This window comes from Lysinibacillus telephonicus (genome assembly GCF_003966145.1).
In the GTDB taxonomy this organism is placed as follows: domain Bacteria; phylum Bacillota; class Bacilli; order Bacillales_A; family Planococcaceae; genus Ureibacillus; species Ureibacillus telephonicus.
Genome location: NZ_RXNR01000148.1, coordinates 1 through 1407, shown reverse-complemented (window position 1 = coordinate 1407; position 1407 = coordinate 1). Strand labels below are relative to the sequence as shown.

Annotated in this window: 1 protein-coding gene; it reads left to right on the top strand. The window is 37.0% G+C overall.

Annotated elements, in window-relative coordinates:
* The first annotated feature begins 76 nt into the window (after positions 1-76).
* Positions 77-1212 (top strand): IS3 family transposase gene (locus EKG35_RS20635; protein WP_425462055.1). Its coding sequence is split into 2 segments (ribosomal slippage): positions 77-311 and positions 311-1212, totalling 1137 coding nucleotides; the frame shifts between segments, so codons are not numbered across the junction.
* Positions 1213-1407: the final 195 nt, after the last annotated feature.

The window sequence follows — 1407 nt, the reverse complement described above, 5'->3', positions numbered from 1 at the left end:
TAGATGTAGTATAGATTTATGGACACAACTAGGTTAAGTCATTAATATTGAACTAACGAAAGGTCGTGTCCGAATTATGAGTCAAAAACGTTATAATCAAGAATTTAAACAAACAGTGGCCCGGCTTTATCGCTCTGGCACTCCAGTCAGTCAACTCTCTAGCGAATATGGTGTTTCTGAAGTAACGATTTATAAATGGATTAAGCAATTCTCTCCAATTGAAGGAGAACAGGAGTTAACTTTGGCTGATGTAGAAGCCATTCAAAAAGAAAATCTTCGACTAAAACAGGAGATCGAAATTCTAAAAAAGGCTATGACCATATTCGCGAGAAAATAGATGAGCAAGAACTGATTGACTTAATTACAGAAGAAAGCGAACATCATCCAATCCAAATGATGTGTCGTGTTTTAAAGATGCCTAAAAGCACGTATTATGAATCGTTTCATAAGAAGCCGAATCGCTATCATGTCGCAAACGAAAAGCTACTTAAACGCATTCAAGCAATTCATAAAGAAAGTAAAGGACGTTATGGAGCACCCAAAATTTATGAAATGCTTAAAAAAGAAGGTTATACAGGCAGTATCAATCGAGTTCAACGTCTGATGAAACGAGCAGGCATCAAATCTTGTATTGCAAAAAAGTTTCGCCCAACACCAACACAAAAGCCTGTAGAAGAACGAGAAAATGTATTAAATCAAGATTTCACTACCACAACGATTAATGAAAAATGGGTAGCTGATATTACGTATATCCACACCCTTCGTGATGGCTGGTGTTATCTAGCGTCCGTTCTTGATTTACATACGAAAAAAGTAGTTGGATATAAATTCTCTCGCAAAATGACAACAGAAATTGTGCTGGAAGCACTTCAGAATGCGATTCAAGATCAAAAGCCCGATCCTAGTCTTATCGTGCATACAGATTTAGGAACACAATATACAAGTGAAGCCTTTCAAAAACTACTAAAAAAACATGAAATGGTTCCGTCATTTAGTCGAAAAGGATGTCCATATGACAACGCTTGTATTGAATCTTTTCATGCCATATTGAAAAAAGAAGAAGTGTATCTAACCAAATACGAAAGCTTTGAGACAGCGAGAATTGCGTTATTTCAATTCATCGAAGGTTGGTATAATCGAAAACGAATTCATGGAAGCATTGGTTATTTGACACCGGATGAATACGAAAAAATGTGCCGAATAGCAGCGTAAAACATGGGGTACAGAACACTTCCCCCCTTCACATTTTTTGGCACAACAGCCATGGGTTTATTTCTCCACGTCCCAAGTAGATTGTCAAAGGCTCTTTTCACTTTGACAATCTACTTGGGATGTGGAACAATCCATGAATGGTTGTTGTGCAAAAAAACTTAATCTTTTTGTGTCCAAAAACTTGACGTAGATCCA